The sequence below is a fragment of the Dermacoccus sp. NHGro5 genome, from assembly GCF_017565385.1.
Lineage (GTDB): Bacteria > Actinomycetota > Actinomycetes > Actinomycetales > Dermatophilaceae > Dermacoccus > Dermacoccus nishinomiyaensis.
Window position 1 is genome coordinate 19598 of the sequence record NZ_JAGEKQ010000010.1, and the last position, 25367, is coordinate 44964.

At 68.1% G+C, this 25367-nt stretch carries 20 protein-coding genes; 2 read left to right on the top strand and 18 right to left on the bottom strand.

Annotation, left to right across the window (positions count from 1 at the left end):
* Positions 1-170: 170 nt before the first annotated feature.
* Both glnA and J4Z35_RS05655 read left to right on the top strand, forming a co-directional pair.
* Positions 171-1595, top strand: a complete 1425-nt coding sequence (gene glnA / locus J4Z35_RS05650) for a type I glutamate--ammonia ligase (protein ID WP_006946569.1) — start codon at positions 171-173, stop codon at positions 1593-1595.
* Positions 1596-1976: 381 nt separating this feature from the next.
* The gene (locus tag J4Z35_RS05655) at positions 1977-2444 is read left to right on the top strand and encodes an SRPBCC family protein (protein ID WP_074041033.1); all 468 of its coding nucleotides are present in this window, start codon (positions 1977-1979) and stop codon (positions 2442-2444) included.
* 165 nt (positions 2445-2609) lie between these two features.
* Here the strand turns inward: J4Z35_RS05655 and J4Z35_RS05660 are convergent, their stop codons facing one another.
* The 18 genes from J4Z35_RS05660 to J4Z35_RS05745 all read right to left on the bottom strand — a co-directional run bounded on the left by J4Z35_RS05660 (position 2610) and on the right by J4Z35_RS05745 (position 25360).
* Positions 2610-4766, bottom strand: coding sequence for a S9 family peptidase (locus tag J4Z35_RS05660; RefSeq protein ID WP_074041034.1), 2157 nt, complete (start codon positions 4764-4766; stop codon positions 2610-2612).
* 29 nt (positions 4767-4795) lie between these two features.
* Positions 4796-8344: a DNA polymerase III subunit alpha gene (gene dnaE, locus J4Z35_RS05665; RefSeq protein ID WP_074041046.1), complete on the bottom strand. Its 3549-nt coding sequence runs from the start codon at positions 8342-8344 to the stop codon at positions 4796-4798.
* A 102-nt stretch (positions 8345-8446) separates the two neighbouring features.
* Positions 8447-9376 carry an RluA family pseudouridine synthase gene (locus tag J4Z35_RS05670; protein ID WP_038567756.1) on the bottom strand — a complete coding sequence of 310 codons (930 nt, stop codon included), beginning with the start codon at positions 9374-9376 and terminating at the stop codon, positions 8447-8449.
* Positions 9373-9975 carry a signal peptidase II gene (lspA, locus tag J4Z35_RS05675; RefSeq protein ID WP_083604005.1) on the bottom strand — a complete coding sequence of 201 codons (603 nt, stop codon included), beginning with the start codon at positions 9973-9975 and terminating at the stop codon, positions 9373-9375. Before lspA ends, J4Z35_RS05670 begins: the two co-directional genes overlap by 4 nt.
* The gene (locus J4Z35_RS05680) at positions 9948-10364 is read right to left on the bottom strand and encodes a TraR/DksA family transcriptional regulator (protein ID WP_038567752.1); all 417 of its coding nucleotides are present in this window, start codon (positions 10362-10364) and stop codon (positions 9948-9950) included. The genes lspA and J4Z35_RS05680 overlap by 28 nt, the downstream gene beginning before the upstream one ends.
* A 213-nt stretch (positions 10365-10577) precedes the next feature.
* Complete coding sequence (locus tag J4Z35_RS05685) at positions 10578-11705, bottom strand: DivIVA domain-containing protein (protein WP_074041035.1); 1128 nt, start codon at positions 11703-11705, stop codon at positions 10578-10580.
* Between the two features lie 93 nt (positions 11706-11798).
* Positions 11799-12077 carry a YggT family protein gene (locus J4Z35_RS05690; RefSeq protein ID WP_038567748.1) on the bottom strand — a complete coding sequence of 93 codons (279 nt, stop codon included), beginning with the start codon at positions 12075-12077 and terminating at the stop codon, positions 11799-11801.
* Positions 12078-12177: 100 nt separating this feature from the next.
* Positions 12178-12678, bottom strand: coding sequence for a cell division protein SepF (gene sepF, locus J4Z35_RS05695; RefSeq protein WP_006946575.1), 501 nt, complete (start codon positions 12676-12678; stop codon positions 12178-12180).
* Between the two features lie 73 nt (positions 12679-12751).
* Positions 12752-13531: a YggS family pyridoxal phosphate-dependent enzyme gene (locus J4Z35_RS05700; RefSeq protein WP_171969881.1), complete on the bottom strand. Its 780-nt coding sequence runs from the start codon at positions 13529-13531 to the stop codon at positions 12752-12754.
* Positions 13528-14271 carry a peptidoglycan editing factor PgeF gene (gene pgeF, locus J4Z35_RS05705; protein ID WP_006946611.1) on the bottom strand — a complete coding sequence of 248 codons (744 nt, stop codon included), beginning with the start codon at positions 14269-14271 and terminating at the stop codon, positions 13528-13530. The genes J4Z35_RS05700 and pgeF overlap by 4 nt, the downstream gene beginning before the upstream one ends.
* Positions 14272-14286: 15 nt before the next feature.
* The gene (ftsZ, locus tag J4Z35_RS05710; RefSeq protein WP_074041036.1) at positions 14287-15594 is read right to left on the bottom strand and encodes a cell division protein FtsZ; all 1308 of its coding nucleotides are present in this window, start codon (positions 15592-15594) and stop codon (positions 14287-14289) included.
* Between the two features lie 223 nt (positions 15595-15817).
* Positions 15818-17269: a UDP-N-acetylmuramate--L-alanine ligase gene (murC, locus tag J4Z35_RS05715; protein ID WP_074041037.1), complete on the bottom strand. Its 1452-nt coding sequence runs from the start codon at positions 17267-17269 to the stop codon at positions 15818-15820.
* On the bottom strand, positions 17266-18366 hold the full coding sequence (gene murG / locus J4Z35_RS05720) for an undecaprenyldiphospho-muramoylpentapeptide beta-N-acetylglucosaminyltransferase (protein WP_006946518.1): 1101 nt from the start codon (positions 18364-18366) through the stop codon (positions 17266-17268). Before murG ends, murC begins: the two co-directional genes overlap by 4 nt.
* A gap of 5 nt (positions 18367-18371) precedes the next feature.
* Positions 18372-19625 (bottom strand): putative lipid II flippase FtsW, encoded by a 1254-nt coding sequence (gene ftsW / locus J4Z35_RS05725; protein ID WP_006946534.1) that lies wholly within the window; start codon positions 19623-19625, stop codon positions 18372-18374.
* A complete protein-coding gene (murD, locus tag J4Z35_RS05730; RefSeq protein ID WP_082740964.1) occupies positions 19622-21127 on the bottom strand; it encodes a UDP-N-acetylmuramoyl-L-alanine--D-glutamate ligase in 1506 nt (501 codons plus the stop codon). The genes ftsW and murD overlap by 4 nt, the downstream gene beginning before the upstream one ends.
* Positions 21124-22215 carry a phospho-N-acetylmuramoyl-pentapeptide-transferase gene (mraY, locus tag J4Z35_RS05735; protein WP_006946613.1) on the bottom strand — a complete coding sequence of 364 codons (1092 nt, stop codon included), beginning with the start codon at positions 22213-22215 and terminating at the stop codon, positions 21124-21126. Before mraY ends, murD begins: the two co-directional genes overlap by 4 nt.
* Positions 22212-23624: a UDP-N-acetylmuramoyl-tripeptide--D-alanyl-D-alanine ligase gene (gene murF / locus J4Z35_RS05740; protein WP_062258725.1), complete on the bottom strand. Its 1413-nt coding sequence runs from the start codon at positions 23622-23624 to the stop codon at positions 22212-22214. Before murF ends, mraY begins: the two co-directional genes overlap by 4 nt.
* Positions 23621-25360: a penicillin-binding protein 2 gene (locus J4Z35_RS05745; protein WP_237723950.1), complete on the bottom strand. Its 1740-nt coding sequence runs from the start codon at positions 25358-25360 to the stop codon at positions 23621-23623. The genes murF and J4Z35_RS05745 overlap by 4 nt, the downstream gene beginning before the upstream one ends.
* Positions 25361-25367: the final 7 nt, after the last annotated feature.

Here is a 25367-nt window from a genome sequence, read left to right on the forward strand (position 1 = left end):
AGGTTGGAGGGGTGGTCGCGCGCCGTGCGCCGACCGGCGTGAACTGTTCACATGTTTCGTAACACCGACGAAACATGAGGGCCATGCCCGGGTAATCGGGGGGTCCTAGCATCATGGGCAACACGTGGTGTGGTGTCGACCGGCATCGCACACCCCAGTCAGGAGGATCCATGTTCAAGACCGCTGAAGAGGTCGTGAAGTTCATCGAGGATGAGGACGTCAAATTCGTCGACATCCGCTTCTGCGACCTGCCGGGCGTCATGCAGCACTTCAACATCCCGGCCGAGAGCTTCGACGCTGAGGCGATCGAGACCGGCCAGATGTTCGACGGCTCGTCCATTCGCGGTTTCCAGGCCATCCACGAGTCCGACATGAAGCTCATCCCGGACCTGCAGACGGCCTACCTGGACCCGTTCCGTGAGTACAAGACGCTCATCATCAACTTCTCGATCGTCGACCCGTTCACGGGCGAGCAGTACTCGCGCGACCCGCGCAACATCGCGGCGAAGGCCGAGGCGTACCTGAAGTCGACGGGGATCGCCGACACGGCGTTCTTCGGCGCCGAGGCCGAGTTCTACGTCTTCGACGACGTGCGTTTCGAGACGAAGCAGAACGCCGGCTACTACTACATCGATTCGATCGAGGCGGCCTGGAACACGGGCCGCGTCGAAGAGGGCGGCAACCTGGGGTACAAGACCCGGTACAAGGGAGGTTACTTCCCCGTCCCGCCCGTCGACCACTTCGCCGACCTGCGCGACGAGATGGTGCTGAAGCTGCACGAGGTCGGCCTCGAGGTCGAGCGCAGCCACCACGAGGTCGGCACGGCCGGTCAGATGGAGATCAACTACAAGTTCAACACCCTGCTGCAGTCGGGTGATGACGTCATGAAGTTCAAGTACGTCATCAAGAACGTCGCGTTCCAGAACGGACGCTCGGCGACGTTCATGCCGAAGCCGTTGTTCGGCGACAACGGTTCGGGTATGCACACGCACCAGTCGTTGTGGAAGGACGGCGAGCCGCTGTTCTACGACGAGCGTGGTTACGGTGGCCTGTCGGACATCGCTCGCTGGTACATCGGTGGTCTGCTCAAGCACGCGCCGTCGCTGCTCGCGTTCACGAACCCGACGGTCAACTCCTACCACCGTCTCGTACCGGGTTACGAGGCGCCGGTGAACCTCGTGTACTCCGCGCGCAACCGTTCCGCGTGCGTGCGTATCCCGATCACGGGCACATCGCCGAAGGCGAAGCGTGTCGAGTTCCGTGTCCCGGACCCGTCGGCGAACCCGTACCTGTGCTTCGCGGCGCAGCTGATGGCGGGCCTCGACGGCATCAAGAACCGCATCGAGCCGCCGGAGCCGGTCGACAAGGACCTGTACGAGCTGCCGCCCGAGGAGCACGAGGCCATTCAGCAGGTTCCGGGTTCGCTCGGTGACGTGCTCGACGCGCTCGAGGCCGACCACGAGTATCTGCTCGAGGGTGACGTGTTCACGGAGGACCTCATCGAGACGTGGATCGAGTACAAGCGTCTGAACGAGATCGACCCGATTCGTTTCCGTCCGCACCCGCACGAGTTCGAGATGTACTACGACATCTGAGCCTGGGAGGCAAAGGCCGAGCGGGTTCAGATGTCGGAGAAAAAATGGTCATCTGAACCACCTCTGCATCTGGAGGCGAAGGTTGAGGGCCCGAGGCGGGCAGCGAGCGTGAGCGAGCTGCCCCCCCGGGCCCTCTGTCGTGGCCGAGCGGGTTCAGATGCCGGAGAAAAAAAAGGTCATCTGAACCACCTCTGCATCAGGAGGCGAAGGTTGAGGGCCCGGGGCGGGCAGCGAGCGTGAGCGAGCTGCCCACCCCGGGCCCTCGGCCGTAGCCGAGCGGGTTCAGATGTCGGAGAAAAAATGCTCATCTGAACCGATCTTCATCGATAGCCCCGCACCGTAGCCGAGGAGGACGACCGGCGGCCAGCTACGGTGGGCGTCATGGCTGACAACCTCGAATCCGAGATCTTCATCGCTGCTCCCCCGGAGCAGGTGTGGCCGCTCGTCAGTGACCTGCGGCGGATGCCGCAGTGGTCACCGCAGTGTCGCAAGGTGATTGCGCGGGGCCCGATCCGCCGTGGCACGTTCATGCTCAACGTCAATCGTGACGGCAATCTGTGGTGGCCGACGCGTGCGAAGGTGACTGATTTTCACGACCTGCAGCGCGTCGCTTTCCTGGTGCTCGACAACGGCACGACGTGGAGTTTCACGCTCACGCCGCAGGACGGCGGCACCGTGCTGACGCAGCGACGTGACGTGCCGCCGGGCGGTACGTCGAAGGTGTCGGCGCTGCTCGTCGACAAGGTGCTCGGCGGTGAGGACGACTTCGAGGCCAACCTCGTCGCCGGCATGAACACGACGCTGCAGCGCATCCGCGCAGCCGTCGAGGCGCGCTCAGCTCAGGAGTGACAGCCGACGGCTTGGCGCAGCGGGCCCGTCCTCGACCTGAGCCGGCGCCACTCGCGTCGTGCCCAAGAGATGCAGCCCCCGTTCTTGCGCCCGAGTGCACCCGGGTGCACTCAGGCTAAAGAACGGGGTTCACTTCCCCAGGGTGTCGCTTACTCAGGGCGTGAGTCAGACGTTGGCGGACGCCGGGTGCACGATCTCGGACGCGCCGAGACGGTCGAGAATCCACGCGGTCTCGAACGCCGCCTCCTTCCACGCCTCGTACCGCCCGCTGACGCCGCCGTGGCCCGCGACCATCTCGGTCTTGAGCAGAATCGGTCGCTCGTTCTGGTCACTCGTGACGGTGCGGCGCAGCATCTGCACCCACTTCGCGGGTTCGACGTAGAACACGCGCGTGTCGTTGAGGCTCGTCGTCGCGAGCACCGACGGGTAGTCGACGTCGCGGACGTTCTCGTACGGCGTGTAACTCTTCATGTACGCGTACACGTCCGGGTCGGCGAGCGGGTTGCCCCACTCCTCCCACTCCCCCTGCGTCAGCGGCAGCGACGGGTCGAGCGTCGTCGTCAACGCGTCGACGAACGGCACCTGCGCGTGCACGGCGCAGAACAGCTCAGGCGCCTCGTTGAGCGCCGCGCCGATGAGGAGGCCGCCGGCCGAACCCCCCTCGGCCGCAAGGCGATCGGGGGCCGCCCACCCCGTCTCGACGAGGTGACGCCCCGCCGCGACGAAGTCGGTGAACGTGTTCTTCTTGTGCTCGAGCCGCCCGTCGAGATACCAGGATCGGCCCATCTCACCGCCACCGCGCACGTGCGCGATGGCGAACACGACGCCGCGCTGCAGCAGGCTGAGCCGCAGGACGGAGAAATACGGGTCGATCGACGACTCGTACGAGCCGTACCCGTACAACAGCACGGGGTTCGTCCCATCGGGCGTGACGTCGCGGTGCGCCACGAGCGAGACCGGCACCTGGGCGCCGTCGGGAGCCGTCACCCACAGACGGTGCTGCTGGTAGTCGGCCGGGTCGTGGCCGCCCAGCACCTCGCGACGCTTGAGCAGCGTCACCTCGTCCGTCGTCGTGTCCCAGTCGAAGATGGCGCGCGGCTCGATGAACGACTCTGTTGCGACCATGAGCGTCGTCGCCTCGTACGTCGGGTTCGCCCCGACACCGACGACGGTGAGTTCGCCCGCGAACGGCAGCTCGCGCGCCGCCCCGAAACCGTCGCCCTCCTTGGGCAGGAGCCGCACGGTCGGCAGGCCGCCGGCGCGCAGACCGACGAGCATGAAGTCGCGGTAGGCGGAGACCCCGAGGATGCGCTCGCCCTCGGCGCCCACGAGCAGCGGCTGCCAGTTGTCGACGCCGGGGTCGGCGAGCGGCGCCACGGCCACGTCGAAGTCGACGCGGTCACGGTTGTGCACGATGTAGAGCCGGTCCTCGTCGATCTCGATGTCGTAGTCGAGCCCCTCGGTGCGCGGCTGCACGACGCGCCAGCCGGCGGCCTCGTCGTGCAGATCCATGAGGTGGAACTCGGAGGTGTTCTTCGACCCCATCGACAGGATGAGCCACCGATCGTCATGCGTGCCGCCGATGCCGAGCCAGTAGGCCGCGTCGTCCTCCTGGTAGAGCAGCACGTCCTCGCTGGGGTCGGTGCCGACGACGTGACGCCACACCTGGTGCGGGCGCCACGACTCGTCGACGCGCGTGTAGAAGTACGCATCCCCCGCAGCCGACCACACGAGGCCGTACCCGACGTCGGTGACGCTCTCCTCGATCGTCTCGCCCGAGGCGATGTCGCGCACCGTGACGGCGTAGCGCTCGTCACCCGCGAAGTCCATGAGCGCGGCGAGCCGGTTCTGGTCGGGCGTCAGCGCGAGTGCGCCGACCGAGTAGAACTCCTTGCCCTCGGCCTCGACGTTGCCGTCGAGCAGCACCTGCTCCCCCGCGAGCGCCTCCCCCGGCCGCGGCGTCGGACGGGCCTCACCGTCACGGTACGGTGCGCGGCAGCTGATGCCGTACTGCTTTCCCTCGAGGGTGCGCGTGTAGTACCACCAGTCCTTGTCGCGCACCGGGATCGACAGATCGGTCTCTTTCGTGCGCGCCTTGATCTCGTCGAAGAGACGCTCGCGCAGCGGCTCCTGCGCGGCGAGCACGGCGTCGGTGTAGGCGTTCTCCGCGTTCAGATGCGCGATGACGTCGGGGTTGCTCTTGTCGCGCAGCCACTCGTAGTCGTCGACGAAGACGTCCCCGTGGTGGGTGCGCTGCGTCGGCACGCGACGAGCGATCGGCGGCGTCGGCTGATTCGGCTGAGTCGCCGTGGTGTCGGTCATGGGTGTTCCTTCCGAACGATCGTCGTGCGTCAGCCGAGGCACGAGGGGCCCAGGAGGGCCTTGAGGTCACCGAACAGCGCGGGCGTCGCGTTGACGCGCAGGCTGTCGTCGAGCTTGACGGTGAGGGTGCGCCCCGGCCGCGAGAGCTTGAGGTGCACCTCGGTGATGCCGGGGTGCTCCCCCAGCACCTCCTTGAGCCGCTCGGCCAACCCCTGCGTCGCCCGCGCGTACGGCAGGTGCAGCAGCACCGGGCCGCGTGGGCCGTCCGTCAGCTCGGGCAGCGTCAGCTCCATCGCGTTGAGCGCGACCGACTCGTCACGACGGTTGACGCGCCCCTTGACGGCGCACACGACGTCCTGGCTCAGCATCGTCGAAACCGTCGCGTACGTCGAGGGAAAGAACAGGCACTCGATCGCACCGTCCATGTCCTCGACGGTCGCGATGGCCCACAGATCGCCCTTCTTCGTGCGTTTGATCTGCAGGCCCGTGATGAGCCCGGCGATCGTCACCGTCGCACCGTCGGGCAGCGCGTCCTCGGCGAGCAGGCGCGCGACCGACGTGTCGGAGAACTGCGCGAGCGCCGCCTCGATGCCGAACAGCGGGTGGTCGGAGACGTACAGGCCGAGCATCTCGCGCTCGAACGCGAGCTTCGTCTGCTTGTCCCACTCGATCGGCGGAATCTGCGGTAGCGCGGCGAACTCGATGCCCGGCGCATCGTCACCGAAACCGGCGAACAGCGAATCCTGCCCGTGCTCCTCCTTGCGCTTCTCGTCGATGAGCGCATCGACGTACAACTCATGGATCTGCACGAGCCCCTGACGCTGGTGGCCGAGGTCGTCGAACGCGCCCGCCTTGACCAGTGACTCGACCGTGCGCTTGTTGAGCACCGTCGCGGGGCACTTGCGCAGGAAGTCCTCGAACGAGGTGAAACGGCCCTTCTCCTCACGCGCCGCGATGATCGCCGCGACGACGTTGGAACCGACGTTGCGGATCGCCTCGAGCCCGAAACGGATGTCCTCGCCGACGGCCGCGAAGTTGCCGATCGACTCGTTGACGTCGGGCGGCAGCACCTTGATGCCCATGTGGCGGCACTCGTTGAGGTACAGCGCTGACTTGTCCTTGTCGTCACGCACCGACGTGAGCAGCGCCGCCATGTACTCGGCCGGGTAGTTCGCCTTGAGATAGCCCGTCCAGTACGACACGAGCCCGTACGCCGCGGTGTGCGCCTTGTTGAACGCGTAGTCGGAGAACGGCAACAGGATGCTCCACAGCGTCTGCACCGACTCCTTCGAGAAGCCGTTGTCGAGCATGCCCTTCTCGAAGTTGACGTACTCGGCGTCGAGCACCTCCTTCTTCTTCTTGCCCATCGCGCGCCGCAGCAGGTCGGCGTTACCGAGGGTGTACCCGGCGAGCTTCTGCGCGATCTCCATGACCTGCTCCTGATAGATGATCAGGCCATACGTCATGTTGAGGATCGGCTCGAGCGCCTCGGTCAGCTCGGGGTGGATGTAGTCGATCTGCTGCTTACCGTTCTTGCGCAGCGCGAAGTTGGTGTGCGCGTTGGCGCCCATCGGGCCGGGACGGTACAGCGCGAGAGCGGCGGAGATGTCCTCGAAGTTGTCGGGCTGCATGAGACGCAGTAGCTGGCGCATGCCGCCGCCGTCGAGCTGGAACACGCCGAGCGTGTCACCTCGCGCGAGCAGGTCGTACGTCTTCGCGTCCGTCATGTCCTTGCTCAGCGCGTCGAGGTCGATGTCCTCGTCACGGTTGGCCTTGATGTTCTTGAGCGCGTCGTCGAGGATCGTCAGGTTGCGCAGGCCGAGGAAGTCCATCTTGACGAGGCCGAGCGTCTCGCAGCTCGGGTAGTCGAACTGCGTGATGACGGCGCCGTCCTGCAGGCGACGCATGATCGGGATGACGTCGATGAGCGGTTCGCTCGACATGATGACGCCGGCCGCGTGCACGCCCCACTGACGTTTCAGCCCCTCGAGGCCGACGCCCGCGTCGAAGATGTTCTTGAACGTCGGGTCGGAGGCGATGAGCTCACGGAACTCGCCGCCCTCGGCGTAGCGCGGGTGGCTCTCGTCGTACATCTTCGCCAGCGGCACGCCCTTGCCCATGACGTCGGCCGGCATCGCCTTCGTCATCTGCTCGCCGATGGCGAACGGGAAGTCCATGACGCGCGAGGCGTCCTTGACGGCCTGCTTCGCCTTGATCGTGCCGTACGTGACGATGTACGACACGCGATCCTCGCCGTACTTGTCGACGACGTACCGGATGACCTCCGAGCGCCGACGCTCGTCGAAGTCGACGTCGAAGTCGGGCATCGACTGACGTTCGGGGTTGAGGAAGCGCTCGAAGATCAGACCATGCGGGACGGGGTCGAGGTCGGTGATGCCCATCGCGTACGCGCACATCGAACCGGCACCCGAACCACGCCCCGGCCCGACGCGGATGCCGTTGCGCTTCGCCCAGTTGATGAAGTCGGCGACGACGAGGAAGTAGCCCGGATAGCCCTTGCCGATGATGACGTCCTGCTCGTACTTCGCCTGCTTCACGGCGTAGTCCGGCACACCCTCGGGGAAGCGACGGCGCAGCCCCGTCTCGACCTCCTTGATGAACCAGGACGTCTCGTCCTCACCCTCGGGGCAGGGGAAGCGCGGCATGTAGCGCCCTTCGCCCTCGGTGAAGGACACCTCGCACTGCTCGGCGATGAGCAGGGTGTTGTCGCACGCGTCCGGGTGGTCGCGGAAGAGGTGACGCATCTCGTCGGCCGACTTGAGGTAGAACTCGTGGCTGCCGAACTTGAAGCGGTTGGGGTCGGTCAGGCGCGAACCCGAGTTGATGCACAGCAGCGCATCGTGGTGGACCGCGTCCTCCTTGTTCGTGTAATGCAGGTCGTTCGTCGCGAGCAGCGGCAGGTTGAGGTCCTTCGCCAGCTTGAGCAGGTCACTGCGCACGCGCCGCTCGATGTCGACGTCGAGGTCGTGCTCCATCAGCTCGCAGTAGAAGTTGCCGTCACCGAAGATGTCGCGGAACTCCGCCGCGGCCTCGCGCGCCTTGTCGTACTGCCCCAGACGAAGGCGCGTCTGGATCTCCCCCGACGGGCACCCCGTCGTGCCGATGATGCCCGTGCCGTACGTGCTGAGCAGCTCTCGGTCGAGTCGCGGATACTTCGAGTACACCTGGTCGAGCGAGGCCTGCGAGCCCATGCGGAACAGGTTGTGCATGCCCTCGTTGTTCTTCGCGAGCAGCGTCATGTGTGTGTAGAGACCGCGGTTGGAGACGTCGTCGGCCTCCTGTCCGCGCTCGCCCCACGTGGTGCGCGTCTTGTCGGTGCGGTGCGTGCCCGGCGTCATGTACGCCTCGAGGCCGATGATCGGCTTCACGTCATACTTGCGCGACTTCGACCAGAACTCGTAGGCACCGAACAGGTACCCGTGGTCGGTGGTCGCGATCGCGGGCATGCCGAACTCCTGCGCACGCGCGAACATGTCATCGATACGGGCTGCACCGTCGAGCATCGAGTACTCGGTGTGGTTGTGCAGATGGACGAAGCTCTTCGACTGACTGGACATCGCCATGAAGTCTACGACCGGCCACCGACAACCCCGCCGGATGCGCGACGCCCGGCTCCCGGGGCGAGCCGGGAGCCGGGCGGAACGTCGCGGAATTCCGCGTCAGGCGCTGATGCGATCGAGCGCGCGCTGCAGGTCGGCCGGGTACGGCGAGGTGAACGTCACACGTTCACCGCTACCGGGGTGGTCGAATCCGAGCTCGACGGCGTGCAGCCACTGACGCTCCAGCCCGAGCTTCTTCGCGAGCGTCGGGTCGGAGCCGTACAGCGGGTCGCCGACGCACGGATGATGCATCGCTGAGACGTGGACACGGATCTGGTGGGTGCGCCCCGTCTCGAGATGGATCTCAAGCAGCGACGCCGACCGGAACGCCTCGAGCAGTTCGTAGTGCGTCACCGACGCGCGGCCGGAATCCATGACGGCGAACTTGTAGTCGTGGTTGGGATGGCGCCCGATCGGGGCGTCGATCGTGCCCTCGATCGGGTCGGGCAGGCCCTGCACGAGCGCGTGGTACGTCTTGTCGACCGTGCGGTCACGGAACGCCTGCTTGAGCAGGGTGTACGCACGCTCGCTCTTGGCGACGACCATGAGACCGCTCGTGCCGACGTCGAGGCGCTGCACGATGCCCTGACGCTCCGGTGCGCCCGAGGTGGAGATGCGGTAACCCGCAGCGGCGAGGCCACCGACGACATCCGGGCCGTCCCAGCCGACGCTCGGGTGCGCGGCGACGCCGGCCGGCTTGTCGACGACGACGATCTCGGTGTCGTCGTGCACGATGTTCATGCCGGGCACGGGTTCGACGCGGGGCGTCGCCTCACGCGGCCCGGTACGCTCCGGCATCGCGACCTCGAGCCACGCGCCGGCGCTCACGCGCTCGGACTTCGCGACCCGCTTGCCGTCGACGCTGACGGAGCCCTCGGCCGCGAGTTCGGCGGCGCGGGTGCGGGAGAAACCCAGCAGGCGGGCGATGGCCGCGTCGACGCGCTCCCCCTCGAGCCCTTCTGGGACGAACAACGACTTGACCTCGCTCATCGCTGAGCCTCCTCGGTGGTGGGCGACGCGCCATCATCTGCGCCGTCGTGGGCGCCCTCGCGCGTTCCGTCGAGACCGATGCCGCGGAAGGTCAGCAACACAACGAGGGCCGCGGCGACGCAGATCGCCGAATCGGCCAGGTTGAAGATCGGCCAGTGCGGCAGCTCGAGAAAGTCCACGACGTGGCCACGACCCCCACCCGGCTCACGGAAGAATCTGTCGATCAGATTGCCGACGGCTCCTCCGATGATCAGCCCGAAGGCGAGGGCCCACGGGACGCTACGCAGCTTGCGCGCCGTCACGGCGAGCACGACGACCACGACCACCGCCAACGCGGTGATGAAGAGCGTCGAATTCGTGCCGAGGCTGAACGCGGCGCCGGGGTTGTACGTCAACCGCAGCCGCAGGAACGAGCCGAGCAGATCACGCGGGCGGCCGTCACTCAGGGCGTCCTGCGCCCATTGCTTGCTGGCCTGGTCGGCCGCGATGACGCCGAGCGCCGCCACGGCGACGAGCGCGAGAGGGCGCCCCGAGACGCGGGACGGGGGGACGGTGGGTGTGGCGCCCGAGTTCAGCGGCGCTCCTGCTTCTTCTTGCATGTCATGCATAGGGTCGCACGAGGGAAGGCCTGGAGTCGAAGTTTGCCGATCGGGCCGCCGCACGATTCGCACACGCCGTACGTGCCGTCGTCCATCCGCTCGAGGGCGCGTTCGCTCTGACGCAGCACCTCCGCGGACTTGCGGGCCAACGAGATCTCGTGCTCGCGCTCGAAGTTCGCGTTGCCGACGTCGGCCTGGTCGTCGCCCGCCCCGTCGCCCGGGTTGCGCAGCAGCCCCTCGAAGTCCGTGGCTAGTTCGTCGAGCTCGGCGCGCACGCGGGCCACGTCGGCCTCGAGCTCGGCCCGCACCTCGGCGAGTTCGGCGTCGCCCCACGGCTCCTCGGCGCCGCCGACGGCCAGGTCGCTCGCGGCGGTCTTCTGTGTCGCCATGGTGGTCACTCCAGTCTCCCAGCGGCGCCCGCTCGGGGCGCACGATGATGCGGATCTTACGCAGAGGATAGGCCACATCAGGCGGGTCGAGGCGAACAACAGATGAAGTTTCACGTACCCGCTAGTAGGACCAACGAAGGGACGCACGAAGCGGGCTCGTGGACGACAGATCGTCCACGAGCCCGCTTGGTGACGGCCATCAGGCCGCGGACATCACGCTTTGGTGTCGGGCGTCTGCTGCTTCTCGTCGAGCCTACGCAGCTGCTCGTTCAGGTAACCCTTGAGGTTCGAGCGGTAGTCGGTCTCGAAGCCCTTGAGCCGCTCGATCTCGGCTTGCAGCGCCGTGCGTCGCGTCTCGAGGTCGGACAGGATGCTCGTGCGACGCTGCTCGGCCTCGGCCACGAGCGCGGCCGACTTCTCGGTACCCGTGCGCACGAGCTTGTCGTGCTGGCTCTGCCCGCTCGAGACGAGTTCGTCGTGCTTGGCCTGAGCCTTCTTGACGAGGTCGTCGTGCTCGCTCTGGCCGCGCTTGACGAGGTCGTCGTAGGTCGACTGGCCCGTCGTCAGCAGTTCGTCGTGACGCTGCTTGGCGCTCGACAGCAACTTCTCGCTCTTCGTGTTCGCCTCCGTGACCACCTTGTCGCGGTGCGCGGTGGCTTCGCCGATGAGACGATCACGCTCGGTCTCGCCGTCACGCACGTGCTGGTCGTGCAGACGCTGTGCGAGGGCGATGACGCCCGCCGCGTCGGTGCCGGCGTTGGTCTCGTTCGTGGCCGGCTGCGTCGACGTCGCCGAGGCGGCCTCGCGGGCCTGCTTCAGCTCGTTCTCCAGCTGCGTGATGCGCGCGTCGGCCTCGGCCAGCTTCGCCTGCGCGTTCTTGGCCTCCTCGCGGGCTGTCTGGAGGTCGCGACGGGCGCTCGTGAGGTCGGCGCTCGCCGCGTCCTGACCTGCGTCGGCAGCCTCGTTCGCCTTGGGGGCACGCGCCTTGTCGAGTTCGGTGCGCGACGTTTCCAGTTCCTTCTTGAGGCGCGCGATCTCCGCCTTGTCCTCGTCGCTCGAGCCACTCGCGGCTGGAGCCGCAGCGTTGTTCACCGGCGTGAGGGCCGGGACGGCCGTCGTCTTCGACTGGCCCGCCATCGTCGCGTCGCCGTCTCCGCCGTGGCTGCGGCGGCAGTCGTCGAGCTTGTCGCTCAGCGAGTCGTTCTCGGCGTTCAGCCGGCGCAGCTCGACGACGATCTCGTCGAGGAAGTCGTCGACCTGAATCTCGTCATATCCGTTGCGCCCGAACCCCTTCGGCTTCGAGAACTCCTTCTTGACGACGTCTTCCGGCGTCAGCGCCATGTATTCACCTCAGTAACGCTCGAAGCCGAGGCGGGGCCTCGGCAAATCCGTTTCGTGCACGCCGATGCGGGCACGCTCAAAAATTTCCCAACTTCACCTTAGGAGATTAGCCGCGACTTGCACAGCCAGCGCCACGATCAAGAACGCCAGGTCGATGCCGACGCCGCCGAGGCGCAGGGGCGGAACGACGCGGCGCACCGCCTTGATCGGCGGGTCGGTGACGGTGTAGACCGCCTCCGCGACGACGAGCACGACGCCACGCGGCGTCCACTGCCGCGCGAACACCTGGATCCAGTCGAAGACGAGGCGCGCGATGAGCAAGACGAAGAACACGTCGAGCACGGTCGCGAGCGCCGTTCTGACGCCGTTCATCGAGTCTCCTTCATCACCATGACGCCATTCTCCCACGCATGGGCGCGGCCGCCGTCATCCAGGGACAACGGCGGCCGCGGCCCGAGCGCGAGGCGACGATTCAGCTCTGGTTGAACAGCCCGCGCGTCGCCTTGGCGACCTCGGGCCCGCTCGTGGAGACCTCGACGTTCTCGGGCGAGAGGAGGAAGACCTTGCTCGTCACGCGCTCGATGGAGCCGTGCAGACCGAAGACGAGACCGGCGGCGAAGTCGACGAGACGCTTGGCGTCCGTGTCGTCCATGTCGGACAGGTTCATGATGACGGGGACGTTGTCGCGGAAGGCCTCACCGATCTCCTTGGCCTCGTTGTACGTCCGAGGGTGGATGGTCGTGATGCGACTCATGGTCGAGGCCTCCGTGTCGGAAAAGTCGTGGTGGGTCACCTCGGGGCGCAGCGGCGTGACCTCGGCAGGGGCGCGACGTTCGTACGCGTCATAGTCGTCGTGACGCTCGTCGTCGTAGGCGACCTCGTACTCCTCGACGTACTGCTCGCTCGCGCGCGGCGCGTGCGTGTCCACGTCGGACAGTCCGAGGTATTCCATCGTCTTGCGCAGTGCGCTCATTCTTCCTGCTCCTGTGTCCGCCTGGCCCCTCGCGGAAAGGGCACCACATAGCTCGTCGGTGTCAGGCTCGAAGTTACCCGGCGAGCGGACGCGAACCGAGTATTGCGCTTCCGACACGCAGGTGTGTCGCGCCGATCTTCACCGCGTCCTCGAGATCGCCCGACATCCCCGCCGACAACGACGTGGCCTGCGGGAAGTTTGCGAGGAAATCTTGACGGACGTGCGCGAGACGCGAGAACGCGGCGGCCGGCTCCTCTCCGAGTGGCGCGACCGCCATGAGCCCGCACAACCGTAGGTGCGGCGCCTGCTCGACCGCCGCGGCCACCTCGTGCAGCTCGGTCTCCTGCGCGCCACCGCGCCCCGAACCGTCACGCTCGAGAGCGACCTGCACGAAGATGTCGAGGGGGTTCTCGCGATCCGCGGCGCCGGCGTCGAGCAGCGGCACGAGCTTGAGCCGGTCGAGCGACTGCACGACGTCCGCGTGCCGCGCGATGCGGCGCGCCTTCTTGCTCTGGATCTGGCCGATGAAGTGCCGACGCGGTGAGGCGATGAGATCCGGACGCTCGGCGCGCAGCGCATCGACCTTCTCGACGAGCTCCTGCTCGCGGTTCTCCCCCACGTCGCCCACCCCGAGGTCGGCGAGCGCGACGAGGTCGGTGACGGGGAAGAACTTCGTGACGACGACGAGCGTCGGGGCGTCGTCACGCCCGGCCGCGCTCGTGGCGGCGGCGATGCGGACGCGCACGCGCTCCAGGTTGGCCTGCAACTCGGCGCGACGCGCGGGCGAGGCGTCGAGACCACGGCGACTGGGGTCGGAATCGGCGGTGCGTGACGGCGTCGCAGGCTGCATCACGACACGGCCGCCTTGCGGACGATGAGCCCGGCGAAGCGACCCGTCGCGCCGTCGCGACGATACGAGTACAGGCGAGGCTCCTCACGCGTGCATCCCGGCACCCATTCGAGCGGGACACCGGCGTCCGCGAGCTGCGACGCGACGCCCGCCGCGACGTCGATCGCCGGCGTGCCCGTCCACGTGATGGCGGCGCTGGCCGGGTGGGCCTGACGCGCGGCGTCATGCATCTCGCGCGGCACCTCGTAGCAGCGCCCGCAGATCGACGGGCCCAGCACTGCGCTGATGTCGCGCGCTCCGAGGTGGCGCATCGCCTCGAGCGCCGCCGGCACGACGCCGGCGAGCATGCCGGGACGCCCGGCGTGCGCGACGCCGATGACGCCGGCCGCGTCATCACTCAGGAGAACCGGCGTGCAGTCGGCCACCATGACGCCGAGCGCGAGGCCGCTGTCACGGCTGACCATCGCGTCAGCGCTCGGTCCGGCCTGACCGGAGGCGACGTCGGCGAGGGTGACCTCCGCGACGCTCGCGCCGTGGACCTGATCCATCCAGGCGATGGGGACGCCACCCAGCTGCGCGGAGACCCGCTCCCTGTTCACGCGCACCGCACGCTCGTCGTCACCGACGTGCAGCCCGAGGTTCAACGCCGAGAACGGCGCCTCACTGACCCCGTCGAGGGAATCGGTGAAGCACCGTTCGAGCGAGCCGCTCGGCGACTCACGCCGGTCGTGCCAGAAGAACATCGACCGGGCTCCGGATCACTTGAGGAAGTCGGGGACGTCCAGGTCGTCACGATCCTCGAACGTGACCTCCTTGGGCGGGCGTACGACCTCGGCGGCCTGCTGGCCTCCCTGCTGCGCCTGGTCCTGCTGAGCGTCCTGGGCGTGCTGCTGCTCACCCTGACCCGGCTGGACGCGGGCCGGCGGCGCGGAGACGCGCGTCGGACCGGCGGTCGTACCGGGAACGGCGACGGGCTTGATCGTCGCCGGGGCGGCAGCCTGCGGCTGATAGGACTGCTGCGCCTGCTGGGACGGCATCTGCGCGGACGTCTGCTGCTGCGCGGGACGCTGCTGAGCGCCACCCTGCTGAGCAGGACGCTCATCGTTGCGCTTCTGCGGCGCACCACCGTCGAAACCGGCGGCGATGACGGTGACGCGCACCTCGTCGCCCAGGGCGTCGTCGATGACGGCACCAAAGATGATGTTGGCCTCGGGGTGCGCCGCCTCCTGCACGAGGCGAGCGGCCTCGTTGATCTCGAACAGACCGAGGTCGGAACCGCCCTGGACCGACAGCAGGACGCCGTGGGCGCCGTCGATGCTCGCCTCGAGCAGCGGGCTCGAGATAGCGAGTTCGGCGGCCTGCACCGCGCGGTCCTCGCCACGGGCCGAACCGATGCCCATGAGCGCCGAGCCGGCACCCTGCATGACGGACTTGACGTCGGCGAAGTCGAGGTTGATCAGACCTGGGGTCGTGATGAGGTCGGTGATGCCCTGGACACCGGACAGGAGCACCTGGTCGGCCGAGCGGAAGGCGTCAAGCATCGAGACGGCGCGGTCGCTGATCGACAGCAGCCGGTCGTTCGGGATGACGATGAGCGTGTCGACCTCTTCGCGCAGCGCGGAGATGCCGAGCTCGGCCTGGTTCGCGCGACGACGGCCCTCGAAGGTGAACGGGCGGGTCACGACACCGATCGTCAAAGCACCGAGGCCGCGGGCGATCTTCGCGACGACGGGCGCACCACCCGTGCCCGTGCCACCACCCTCACCGGCGGTGACGAACACCATGTCGGCGCCCTTGAGGACCTCTTCGATCTCCTCAGCGTGATCCTCCGCCGCCTGACGACCGACCTCGGGGTCGGCGCCGGCACCGAGACCGCGCGTCAGCTCACGGCCCACGTCGAGCTTGACGTCGGCGTCACTCATGAGCAGGGCCTGGGCGTCGGTGTTGATCGCGATGAACTCCACACCCTTGAGGCCGACCTCGATCATCCGGTTGATGGCGTTGACGCCACCGCCGCCGATACCGACGACCTTGATGACGGCCAGGTAGTTCTGGGGAGTTGCCACGAGAAGAGGCCTTTCGAAAGCGGGTGCGAGTATGCAGAGCCGATGCTACGCGACCGGATGCCCGGACGCGAACATCTCGACGTCAACTCGAACGTGACCCCGCCAGGCACGTGGCCCGCCGACCCGCGCACCACCGCACCCCCTCGGCGACCCGGGACCCCTGAGGCAACGGAAGACCCCCGGCATTCCGCAGAATCCCGGGGGGTCTTGGCCGCCGAAAAGATTAACCTTCGACTTCACCTTCACGCGTATTGAGACCAGTGAGGATGCGCGGGCCGAGGTGCGTGACATCGCCCGCGCCGACGGTCACGACGAGGTCGCCCGGGCGAGCCACGTCGAGCACGCGAGCGAGCGCGTCGTCGGCCGTGGGAGTGAACTCGCCGCGTCCGGACGTCATGCGATCGGTGATCAGCGCGCCGCTCACCCCGGCGACGGGCTGCTCGCGCGCGCCGTACACGTCGAGGACGAAGGCGTGGTCGGCGCCATCGAGCGCCGCGGCGAGACCGGTCGCCGCGTGCTGCGTACGCGAGTACAGGTGGGGCTGGAAGATGACGATGAGTTCGCCGTCGTCCTTGAGCCCGGCCGCCGTACGCACGAGGGCGTCGAGCTTGCCGGGGTTGTGGGCGTAGTCGTCGACGACGCGGACGCCGCCCGCCTCACCACGCGGCTCGAACCGACGCGAGGTGCCGCGGAAGGCCCCGAGCCCGCGCGCGACATCGGCCGGCGCGAGGCCGAAACCGTGGACGAGGGCGGTGTAGACGCCCGCCGCGTTGAGCAGGTTGTGGGCACCCGGCACATGCAGCGCGACGTCGTGGACGGCATCCCCGTCGCGAAGGCTCATGCGCCAGTCGAAGCCCTCCCCGCTCTCCGCGACGATACGCACGTCTGCGTCGGTGTCGCGCCCGTACGTCAAGACGCGCGCGCCCGCGGCGCGACGGCGCTGGGCCAGGGCCAGCGAGCCCTCGTCGTCAGCGCAGGCGACGAGCAGACCCTGCGGCGCGATCGTCGCCGCGAAGGTCTCGTAGGCACGAGCAAGGTTGGCCGACGTGCCGTAGAAGTCGAGGTGATCGTCCTTGATGTTCGTGACGATCGCGACCTGCGGGTGGTAGACGACGAACGAGCCGTCGCTCTCGTCGGCCTCGACGACGAAGATCTCGCCCTCGCCCGGTGCCGCGTTGACACCGAGCCCCGCGACGTTGGCGCCGATCGCGAACGACGGCTTCTCTCCCGCCGCGACGAGGGCGGCCGTCGCCATTCCGCTCGTCGTCGTCTTGCCGTTGGCGCCCGCGACGGCGAGCCCGCGACCCGCGCGCATGAGCATCGCGAGGCCCTGGCTGCGGTGCAGCACCGGCAGACCGCGCCGTCTGACCTCGACGAGTTCGGGGTTGGCCTCGTTGATGGCGCTTGAGATGAGGACGACGGCGCCGTCCGGCACGTCGGCAACGTTCGCGGCGTCGTACCCGAGCTCGATGCGTGCTCCCTGGGCACGAAGGTCGTCGAGTACCGGCAGGTCGACGTTGTCGGAGCCGCTCAGGGTGACGCCCGCGGCGAGGAACAACCGCGCGACGCCCGACATGCCTGAGCCGCCGACCGCGATCATGTGCACGTGTGGCACGTCCGCGAGAGCGGGCAGCGGCGCGGCGAAGTCGAACCGCTCGTTCACACCGTTGCTCATGCCCGGCCCCCGGTCGCTGCAGCGTCCTCGATGAGGTCGACGAGGCGTGCGGCGCCATCCGCGTGCCCGCGGCTGCCGGCTGCCGCACGCATGCGGGCCAGCTCGTCGGCGTCCGTCACGAGCGGGATGACGACGCGCTCTACCCACGTCGCGTCGACGTCGCCGTTGTCGACGAGCAATGCTCCCCCGGCCTCGACGACGTCCTTCGCGTTGAGTCGCTGCTCGCCGTTGCCGATGGGCAGCGGCACGTAGATCGCGGGGATCGCGAGCGTGGACAGTTCGCTCACCATGCCGGCGCCGCTTCGCGTGACGACGAGGTCGGCCACCGCGTAGGCGAGGTCCATGCGGTCGCAGTACTCCTCGACGACGTAGCGCGGCCCCGAGGCGGTGGCCGGGGCCTCGAACCCCTTGCCCCGCCCGGTGATGTGCAGGACCTGCACCCCGGCCTCACGCAGCGCCGGCGCGGCCGCGGCGAAGGCCTCGTTGAGACTCGCTGCACCGAGCGAGCCACCGGTGATGACGAGCGTCGGGCGTCCGGGTTCGAGACCGAAGTACGTCATCGCCTCGGCGCGCAGCATCGCGGGGCGAAGCTCTCGGATCTCGCGTCGCAGCGGCATCCCGACGACCTCGGCGCCCGCCAGCGGGGTGCCGGGGAACGTCGTCGCCGTGTGCGCGGCCCATCGCACGCCGAGCTTGTTCGCCAGCCCCGGCCGGGCGTTCTGCTCGTGGATGACGATGGGGATCCCAGCCTTGCGCGCCGCGAGGTAGACGGGCGTCGAGACATACCCGCCGAAGCCGACGACGACCTGCGGGCGGCGTTCGGCAACGAGTGCCTCCGCCTGGCGCAGCGCCCCCCGGAACGCGGCGGGAAACCTCAGCGCGGCGACGTTCGGCCGACGCGGGAAGGCGACCTTCGGCACGTAAGACAGCGTGAAACCGTGCTCGGGCACCAGTCGCTCCTCGATGCCGTCAGGGGAACCGACGACCGTGATGACGGCTTCGGTGTGGCGGTCGGTGATCTCCTGCACCGTCGCGAGCAACGGCAGGACGTGACCGGCCGTTCCTCCTCCGGCGAGCAGAACGCGTTCGAGCGTCATGTCAGTCAGCCTTTCCGTCGAGGGAGCACGGCGAGTGTGCGCGCCACGCGGCGCGGTTTGAGGGTGAGAGCTTCGGCGGCACCTGGTTCCTGCCTGGCGAAGGCCAACAGGATGCCGATGCCGAACAGTGTCATGACGAGCGCCGACCCGCCATAGGAGACCAGCGGGAGCGGCACACCGACGATCGGGAAGATGCCCAGGACCGAGCCGATGTTGACCACTGCCTGGAAACAGATCCACACCATGATGCCGGCACTCGCGACGCGGACGAACATGTCACGCGTCTGCGCGATGAGCCGGTAGCACGCGTAGGCGAGCACGACGTACAACGCGAGCACCGTGAGGGCACCCGGCAGACCGAGCTCTTCGCCGATGATGGCAAAGATGAAGTCGTTGTGAGCCTCCGGCAACCACTGCCACTTCTCACGCGAGGCGCCCGGCCCGAGGCCCCACACTCCGCCCCCGGCGAGAGCGTACATGCCGTGCACCTTCTGGTAGCACCCGTCGAGATCGACGTTGTCGCACCCACCGAGCCAGGCCTGGATGCGCGAGGTCCGGTTACCACTCGTCCAGATCGCGATGGGCAACGTGACGAGGGCGAGGGCCGCCAGCCAACCGAACAACGCCTTGCGCGCGCCGGCACACCACAACATGCCGAGGTAGATGACCGAGACGACCATCGTCGTCCCGAGATCCTTGCCGAGCATGATCAGCCCGATGAGCAGGACGACATAGGGCACGGTAGGCAGGATCGAGCGACGGGGGTCGTGCAGGTGGGCCTGTCGGTTGGACAGGACGAGCGCCACCATGAGGATCAGCGCCACCTTGCCGATCTCGGACGGCTGGATCTGCAGCCCGCCCACTCGGATCCAGTTGCGGTTGCCGAGTACCTCCACACCGATCCCGGGCACCATGACGAGCACCTGCAGGAAGAGTGCGGCGAGCATGAGAGGAAAGGCCATCACCTTGAACACCCGGATCGGCAGACGACTCGTCACGGTAGCCACGATGACACCGACCACCGCGAATACCGCCTGCTTCGTGAAGTCCGAATACGGCGACTGCGTATCCATGTACGACGTCACGCTCGAGGCGGACAACACCATGACGAGTCCGAGTCCGACGAGCATGCCCGCCGAGCCGAGGATCAGGTAATACGTGGCCAGCGGCGACTCGAGCCACTTCAGGCGCCCTCTGAGCTGACGCGAGGCCCCCTGCACCGCAGGCGAATCCCGCCATGACAGGCGCGTCGCCGTCATGCCCCGGATCCGCTGAGTGCCGCGACCGCGTCGGCGAACGCGTCACCGCGCGCGCCGTAGGAGGCGTACATGTCGAGACTCGCCGCTGCCGGTGCGAGCAGCACGGTGTCGCCGCGCTGGGCGGCTGCGTTCGCCGCCGCGACGGCCTCACGCATCGCCTCGTCGGCATCGCTCGTCTCGATGACGGTGACGGGCACCTGCGGCGCGTGGGCCGCGAGAGCGTCGGCGATGATGCCCCGGTCACGACCGAGCAGCACCGCGGCGCGCAGCCGCGAGGCGTTCGCGCGCACGAGATCATCGACCTCGGCGCCCTTGAGCAATCCGCCGGCGATCCAGACGACGGGGTCGAACGCCTGCAGCGACGCCTGGGCCGCGGGCGGGTTCGTCGCCTTCGAGTCGTCGACCCAGCGCACGCCGCCGACCTCGGCGACGCTCGCCATCCGGTGCGGCTGGGGCGTGTAGTCGACCAGGCCCTGACGGACGGCGGCGAGCGTCACGCCGTAGCTGCGGGCGAGCGCGGCCGCGGCGAGCGCGTCGGCGACGTAGTGCGGTGCGGAAGCGTTCGGGCCGAGGTCACTCAGGATGGCGAGTTCGGCTGCGCTGGTGCGTCGTTCGGCGATGAAGGCACGGTCGGCGAGGACGTCGTCGACGATGCCGACCATCGACGGCCCCGGCGTGCCGAGCGTGAACCCGATCGCGCGACAGCCGTCGACGACCTCGGCGTCCTCGACCATCGCCTCGGTCGCGGGATCGTCCACGTTGTAGACGCACGCGACCTGGGTGCGCTCGTACACCCGCCCCTTCTGACGCTTGTACTCCTCGTAGGAGCCATGCCAGTCGATGTGGTCGGGGGCGACGTTGAGGCAGCAGGACGCGTACGGCGACACCGTGCGCGACCAGTGCAGCTGGAACGACGACAGCTCGACCGCGATGACGTCGTACGGCTGCGGGTGCAGTACTGCCTCGAGCAGCGGCATGCCGACATTGCCGGCGGCCACCGCGCGCAGCCCCTGCGCCTTGAGCATCGACTCGAGCATCGTGACGGCCGTCGTCTTGCCGTTGGTCCCGGTGATCGTCAGCCACGGCGCACCGCCCTCGCGCGGGCGCATGCGCCACGCGAGCTCGACCTCACCCCAGACGGGAATGCCGCGCGACATGGCGTCCTGCATGATCGGCGCGCTCGGCGCCACGCCCGGCGAGGTGACGATGAGATGCGTACCCTCCGGCGCCGCGTCCATGTGCTCGGCGCCGAACGCGACGTCGGCGCCGAGGACGTCGAGGATCTGCGCGCGTTCGGCCATGACGTCGCTGTGGTCGCGCGAGACGACGCGCACGCGGGCGCCGCGCTCGAGGAGCGCGTCGGCGGCCGCGAACCCGGACACGCCGAGCCCGATGACGAGCACCGACAACCCGGACCAGTCGGCGTCGCGGTGCGTGAGGTCACGCTCCCCCGCGAACGGTTCGTAAGAAGGGTCGAGGGCCCACAGGTCGTGCTGGCTCACTGGCTGACGTTCCATTCCGCGTAGAAGATGCCCAGACCGAACGCGACGCACAGCCCCGCGATGATCCAGAACCTGATGACGACGGTGATCTCGTTCCAACCCACCATCTCGAAGTGGTGGTGCAGCGGCGCCATCCGGAAGATGCGCTTGCGTCGGGCCTTGAACGAGCCGACCTGGAGGATGACCGAGAGCGTCTCGATGACGAACAGCCCGGCGAGGATGACGACGAGGAACTCGGTGCGCGTCGTGATGGCGAGGCCCGCGAGCGCGCCGCCGAGGGCGAGCGAACCGGTGTCACCCATGAAGATCTTGGCCGGCGTCGCGTTCCACCACAGGAAGCCGAAGCAGGCACCCATGAGCGCCGCGGCGACGACGGCGAGGTCGTGAGGGTCGCGCACGTCATAGCACTTGGCGGCGTGCGTCATCATCTCCGAGTACTGGCAGTTCTGGTTGAACTGCCAGATCGAGATGAGCACGTACGCGCCGAACACCATGACGCACGCGCCGGTGGCGAGCCCGTCGAGACCGTCGGTGAGGTTGACGCCGTTCGAGGTACCCGCGATGAGCAGGTTCGCCCAGATGACGAACAGCAGCAGGCTGACGACGGTGCCGCCGACCGCGAGCGACAGGCTCGAGTCGCGCACGAACGAGATGGCGTAGCTCGCGGGTGTGAGGCCGTTGGAGTTCTCGAACTGCAGTGCGAGCACTGCGAAGATGACGGCGACGAGCGTCTGCCCCCCGAGCTTCTGCAGTGACGTCAGCCCGAGCGATCGCTGCTTCGTGATCTTGATGGCGTCGTCGGCGAACCCGACGAGCCCCAGCCCCGCCATGAGGAACATGACGAGTAGGCCGCTCGCGCTCATCGGCGTCATCGTGAACAGGTGGGCGCAGCCGTACGCGAGCAGGCTCGCCGCGATGATGACGGCGCCACCCATCGTCGGCGTGCCGCGCTTGGTGTGGTGCGTCGTGGGGCCGTCGTCGCGGATGAACTGCCCGTATCCCTTGCGCACCAGGAACTTGATGAACATGGGGGTGCCGAACAGAGCGGCGATCAGCGACACGATGGCCGCGATGAGCACGCCCTTCATGAGGTCACCTCCGTGACAGGAAATGCGGGTGTACCGGATTCTTCGACCAACCTATCCCCCAGCATGCGAAGACCCGAGTCACGACTCGACTTGAACAGCACGACATCCCCCGGTGCGATCTGCTCGACGAGCACGTCGTGTGCCGCGTCGATGTCGTCGACGGTGGTGACGGCGTCCGCCGTCATGCCCGCCGTGCGCGCCCCCTGCGCGATGGCCTGCGCGCCCGCGCCGACGACGACGAGGCGGTCGATGCCCAGTTCGGCGGCGAGCTGCCCGACGGCGGTGTGCTCGTCATGCGAGGCCTCGCCCAGTTCGCGCATCTCACCGAGCGCGGCGATGCTGCGGCGTGAGGTACCCATGTGGGCGAGGGCTCGCAGCGCGGCACGCATCGAGTCGGGGTTGGCGTTGTACGCGTCGTTGACGAGCGTCACGCCGCCGCCGACCTCGCTGACCTCCATGCGCCAGCGCGACGCGGCCCCGGCTCCGGCGACGGCCTCGACGACGTCGCCGAGCGCGAGTCCGAGGCTGGTCGCGGCGGCGATGACGCTGAGCGAGTTGCCGACCTGGTGCTCGCCGACGAGGGCGAGACGCACGTCTGCCTCCCCGAGGGGGCAGGTGAGGTGATAGCTCGGGCGACCGGCCTCGTCGATGCTCACGTCGGTGGCACGGTAGTCGGCGTCCTCGCCGAGCCCCACGAGGATGACCTTTGCCTGCGTGCGGCTCGCCATCGCGCGCACCCGCGAGTCGTCGACGTTGAGGATCGCGACGCCGTCCTGCGGCAGCGCCTCCACGAGCTCACCCTTCGTCCGGGCGATTGCCTCGACGGAGCCGAACTCGCCCATGTGCGCCTGCCCGACGTTGAGCACGATGCCGATGCTCGGCGGCGCGATCTTCGTCAGGTACGCGATGTGCCCCACCCCCGAGGCGCCCATCTCGGCGACGAGGTAGCGCGTCGCCTCGTCGATGCGGCAGACCGTCAGCGGGACCCCGACCTCGCTGTTGAGCGAGCCGTAGGGGGCGATCGTCGGCGCGAACCGCGCGAGCACCGCACCGAGCAGATCCTTCGTCGACGTCTTGCCCGACGAGCCGGTGATGCCCACGATCTGCAGGTTGGGTGCACGGTCGACGACGGCGCGCGCCACCTCGGCGAAGGCCAGTTCGACGTCGTCGACGACGACGCACGAAGCACCGTCGACCGCTCGCTCGCCGAGAACTCCGGCAGCGCCGACCGCCAGCGCGGCCGGGACGAAGTCGTGCCCGTCCGCGTGCTCACCGACGCGCGCGACGTAGAGCGAGCCGGCGGCGCACTCGCGCGAGTCGGTGACGACGGGACCGGTGATGCGAGCGTCGGGGCCGACCAGGCGTCCCCCGGTGACGGTCGCGATCTCCTCGAGTGATAGTTCGATCACTGGGACGACGACTCCTTCGAACGGTATTCGATCGGATAGGGCAACTTGTCGCTCTTGTTCGGGGGAATCTTACGGTTATGCAGGGCGTACCCCATGACCTTGGAGAACACGGGCGCGGCGAGGTCGCCACCGAAGGTGCCCGCCTGCGGCTTCTGCAGCGTCACCGACACGATGAGCTGCGGATCCTTCGCGGGCGCCATGCCGATGAAACCCGCCGTCACGCCGTCGTACGTCTTCTTCTGCGCGTCGTAGCGCTGGGCCGTCGAGGTCTTGCCGGCGACGTCGTACCCGTCGACGGCCGCGAGCGGCGCCGAGCCCTCCTTCGACACGACGCCCTGCATCATGCCGATGAGCTCGCGCGAGGTCTTCTCACTGAACACGCGCGTCGGCGTGCGATCGTCCTGCGGCGCCTTCATCGTCCCGTCGGCGTCCTGCACCTTCGACACGAGGCTGAGCGGCGAGCGCACCCCACCGTTGGCGATGGTCTGGAACAGCGCCGTCTGCTGCACCGCAGAACTCGCGAGGCCCTGACCGAACATCACGGTGTACCACGTGTCCCCCACCCAGTTCTTGACGGGCGGGACGATGCCCGCGGACTCGCCGGGAAAGCCGATTCCGGTCGTCTTGCCGAGCCCGAACTTCATCATGTACGAGTACAACGTCTCCTTGGGCATCTTCTCGCCCGCGAGGATCGTGCCCATGTTCGACGATTGTGCGATGACACCGGCGAGGGTCAGGTACTCGACGCCGTGGGGGTGCGAATCCTGGAACGGGCGCCCGGCGCGCTCCAACTTGGCGGGCACCTCGACGTGCGTCGTGGGCCTCGCGAGGCCTTCCTCGAGGAGCGCGCCCGCCGTCACCATCTTCTGTGTCGAACCGGGTTCGAAGGTGTCGGTGAACGCACGGTTCTGCAAGGCGTCGGACGCGGCCGAACTCATGTCGTTGTTGTCGAAGCTCGGGTAGCTCGCGGTCGCGAGAAGGTGCCCCGCCTTGTCGGCGACGACGATCTCGCCCGACTGCGACTTCGTCTTCTTGACGGCCGCGACGAGTTCGTTCTGCGCGTACCACTGGATGTCGTTGTCGACGGTGAGCTGCACGGCCCGGCCGCTGACGGGCTGCTGGTCGAGGTTGTCCCCCGTCGCGATCGGCTCGCCGTTGCGAGCGCGCTCGATCTGGTGGATGCCGTCCTTGCCGCGCAGCTGCGCGTCGAGCATCTGCTCCACCCCGCCGCCAGGCACGCCGGCCGAGTTCACCCAGCCGACGAGCGGGGCGACGGAGGTGCGCTGCGGGTATTCACGCTTCTGACGCAGTTCCGAGGAGATGCCGGGCAGCTCCAGCGCCTTGAGCTGGCTCCACTGCGCCGGCGTGATGTCCTTCGCGAGGTACACGAAGCGGCTCTTTCGCTTGCTCGCCTCGTCGAGCTTGCTCGCGTAGTCGCTCGCGTCGCCGCCGAGCACCTGGGCGAGTTGTGCGCCCACGCCGTCGATGCCCTTGGGCGACCTCTTCGAGTTCTTGCGGTACTGCGAGGCCGCAACAGGGTCTCCCGCGATGTCGCGGCGTTCGACGCTGCGGGCGAGGACCGCACCGTTCTCGTCGGTGATGGTGCCGCGCGCGGCCGGCACGTTGGTGCGCGTGAGCCGCTGCGTCAGCGCCTGCTGGGACAGCTCGTCCGCGTTCCACCACTGCACGCTGAACAGTTCGTAGGCGAAGATCGCGAACACGAGCGTGAATGCCATGAGCATG

Excerpts from the sequence above, each read along its gene's own strand:
- glnA (WP_006946569.1), top strand. The coding sequence starts at position 171 with ATGTTCAAGACCGCTGAAGAGGTCGTGAAGTTCATCGAGGATGAGGAC.
- J4Z35_RS05655 (WP_074041033.1), top strand. The coding sequence starts at position 1,977 with ATGGCTGACAACCTCGAATCCGAGATCTTCATCGCTGCTCCCCCGGAG.
- J4Z35_RS05660 (WP_074041034.1), bottom strand. The coding sequence starts at position 4,766 with ATGACCGACACCACGGCGACTCAGCCGAATCAGCCGACGCCGCCGATC.
- dnaE (WP_074041046.1), bottom strand. The coding sequence starts at position 8,344 with ATGTCCAGTCAGTCGAAGAGCTTCGTCCATCTGCACAACCACACCGAG.
- J4Z35_RS05670 (WP_038567756.1), bottom strand. The coding sequence starts at position 9,376 with ATGAGCGAGGTCAAGTCGTTGTTCGTCCCAGAAGGGCTCGAGGGGGAG.
- lspA (WP_083604005.1), bottom strand. The coding sequence starts at position 9,975 with ATGCAAGAAGAAGCAGGAGCGCCGCTGAACTCGGGCGCCACACCCACC.
- J4Z35_RS05680 (WP_038567752.1), bottom strand. The coding sequence starts at position 10,364 with ATGGCGACACAGAAGACCGCCGCGAGCGACCTGGCCGTCGGCGGCGCC.
- J4Z35_RS05685 (WP_074041035.1), bottom strand. The coding sequence starts at position 11,705 with ATGGCGCTGACGCCGGAAGACGTCGTCAAGAAGGAGTTCTCGAAGCCG.
- J4Z35_RS05690 (WP_038567748.1), bottom strand. The coding sequence starts at position 12,077 with ATGAACGGCGTCAGAACGGCGCTCGCGACCGTGCTCGACGTGTTCTTC.
- sepF (WP_006946575.1), bottom strand. The coding sequence starts at position 12,678 with ATGAGCGCACTGCGCAAGACGATGGAATACCTCGGACTGTCCGACGTG.
- pgeF (WP_006946611.1), bottom strand. The coding sequence starts at position 14,271 with ATGTTCTTCTGGCACGACCGGCGTGAGTCGCCGAGCGGCTCGCTCGAA.
- murC (WP_074041037.1), bottom strand. The coding sequence starts at position 17,269 with ATGAGCAACGGTGTGAACGAGCGGTTCGACTTCGCCGCGCCGCTGCCC.
- murG (WP_006946518.1), bottom strand. The coding sequence starts at position 18,366 with ATGACGCTCGAACGCGTTCTGCTCGCCGGAGGAGGAACGGCCGGTCAC.
- ftsW (WP_006946534.1), bottom strand. The coding sequence starts at position 19,625 with ATGACGGCGACGCGCCTGTCATGGCGGGATTCGCCTGCGGTGCAGGGG.
- mraY (WP_006946613.1), bottom strand. The coding sequence starts at position 22,215 with ATGAAGGGCGTGCTCATCGCGGCCATCGTGTCGCTGATCGCCGCTCTG.
- J4Z35_RS05745 (WP_237723950.1), bottom strand. The coding sequence starts at position 25,360 with ATGGCATTCACGCTCGTGTTCGCGATCTTCGCCTACGAACTGTTCAGC.